We start from the raw sequence: 2,283 nt of genomic DNA, 5'->3' as shown, positions 1-2,283 counted from the left end.
GTGTGGGTTTGGGGATTTCGGTACTTTCTCAACATACTTTTACCCCAGAAGCCGCAATGTCGGGACTGACGATTTTAGATGTCCAACATTTTCCGATCGAGCGTCATTGGTACGTAATTTATCCAGCCGACAAACAACTCTCGATTCTGGCTAGTACCTTCTTTGACTTTCTCCAACAAGAATCCCAACTCATCGCCAATAAAATGCGATCGCAAGTCGGCATCTAAGCTCTAACTCGATCGATAATTTCGACAACAAAATTTGTGTACATTCTCTATGCTGACGGAGTAGAGCGAACTCGATCGTCTGCTGCTGCAATTTTCTCTGTCCTTCAGGGAGAAGTAGTTATCAATTCTCAATTCTCAATTCTCAATTCTCAATTCCCTAGACATGTCAAAAGCAACACCACGACAATAACTCAGGGATCTCTATGTTCAAATCTGTATAATGTGGAGTTGCACTAGCGTTGTAGTGGATGGCTCCCGTCTGCACAGTATTTAGAGATATGTAGGTTGTCGGCTCGTGTTGCTTTTGAGGGTTTCGTGAGACAGAAATACAGCAAAAATTTGGAACTGATTTTCTCCTATTAGATGAAGATCTAAACTAAACTGTATGTGTCCGGTCGGTCGAGAAGCTATAATACAGCAGAAATTCGGAACTGATTTTTTTCCTATTAGATTAAGATCTAAACTAAACTGTAGATGCTCGGTCGATCGAGAAGCTCTTTTGCTTCCTTGCTTATTAATTTATCACTTAAATTCTTAAAGTCTAGCGATCGCAAGTAATGTTTATACAATTGAGAGTAAATACTGCTGAATTTATAGATATAGTTGGCAAACTGAAAAATATTGTAAACTAGAGTTAAGCGGTCGGCATTAATATCGATCGCGCACAAATATTTGATAAATATCAGTGATAGACCGATTAGAAGCTAGTTTCGATCGAGTATTGGCTGGCTTAACCGCAAGTCTCCATGCTGACGAACAATTTACATTGCGGTTGCAGGGCGAAGTCAGTCAATTTACGCGATTCAATCATGCCAAAGTCCGTCAGACGGGGATCGTCACCGATGGCAGTCTCCAACTAAAGCTAATTTCCCAGCAGCGGAGTAGTTCGGTGGAGTTTCCCTTTACTGGCGAAGTCGAAATCGATCTTCCCCAAGCTCAAGCCGCTCTAGCATCGCTGAGAATGGAAGTACCGCAATTACCAGTCGATCCCTATTTAGTATTGCCCACAGGCTCTGCTACCAGCCACGAGGTACATGCTGGCAATTTATTACCAGATGCTGATGTGGTAAATAGTCTGTTACCAGTAGTCGAACATCTAGACTTTACAGGATTATACGCGGGTGGAATGGTGATGCGCGGCTATGCCGATAGCAGCGGGCAAAAACACTGGTTTGCTACTGAGTCTTATACCCTCGATTATTCCCTGTTTACCCACACCGGACAAGCCGTCAAAGGTACGCTCGCGGGCAGCCATTGGGATAATGACGCTTATCAAGCCAAGATTGCCGAGTCCAAAACTCAATTACTCCGGCTCGAACAACCGCTCAAGACGATCGAACGCGGTAAATATCGCACCTATTTGGCTCCAGCGGCGACTGCCGACCTGTTGGGGATGTTGTCTTGGGGGGGAATTAGTGAAGCTGCTTTGCAACAGGGGAGAAGCTGTTTTGGGGCATTACAACGCGGCGAGCAATCTTTATCGCCACATTTAACGATCTCCGAAAATTTCCAGCGGGGTTTGGTGCCCAGATTTAACGAATTAGGCGAAATTGCCCCAGCTAATCTGACTTTAATCGATCGGGGTTGCTTGGCCAATACGCTAGTCAATGCCCGCACGGCTAAAGAGTATCAAAAACCCGCCAATGGCGCAAATCGGAGCGAGTCGCTACGTTCGGCAGAAATCGGCCATGGAGAACTCACTGCCGATCGGATTTTAGCAACTTTAGATACTGGCTTATATTTATCCAATCTCCATTATCTCAATTGGAGCGATCGACCGACTGGTCGCGTAACGGGGATGACTCGCTATGCTTGTTTTTGGGTAGAACGGGGTGAGATCGTTGCACCGATCGCCAATTTACGCTTTGATGAAAGTCTCTACCGTTGTTGGGGCGATAATCTAATGGCATTGACAAATACCGTGGAATTTATTCCCGATGTCGATACCTATAGCAGTCGTCAACTCGGAGGGAGTTGGGTACCGGGATTATTGATAGACGATTTTACTTATACCCTCTAAGCCAAATCTCTGCTTTACTAGATTCGATCGTACAAC

At 45.0% G+C, this 2,283-nt stretch carries 2 protein-coding genes; both read left to right on the top strand.

Features of this window, described 5'->3' with window-relative positions; translation table 11 throughout:
• A partial coding sequence (locus C7B77_RS28570; protein ID WP_245894516.1) for a LysR substrate-binding domain-containing protein occupies positions 1-227 on the top strand: 227 nt, incomplete at its 5' end.
• A 685-nt stretch (positions 228-912) separates the two neighbouring features.
• The gene (locus C7B77_RS28560) at positions 913-2,247 is read left to right on the top strand and encodes a TldD/PmbA family protein (RefSeq protein ID WP_106313040.1); all 1,335 of its coding nucleotides are present in this window, start codon (positions 913-915) and stop codon (positions 2,245-2,247) included.
• The last annotated feature ends 36 nt before the right edge of the window (positions 2,248-2,283 follow it).

The sequence above is a fragment of the Chamaesiphon polymorphus CCALA 037 genome (assembly GCF_003003845.1).
In the GTDB taxonomy this organism is placed as follows: Bacteria; Cyanobacteriota; Cyanobacteriia; order Cyanobacteriales; family Chamaesiphonaceae; genus Chamaesiphon; species Chamaesiphon polymorphus.
Note: the sequence above shows the minus strand (reverse complement) of the source record. Positions and strands in the feature narration are given on the sequence as shown.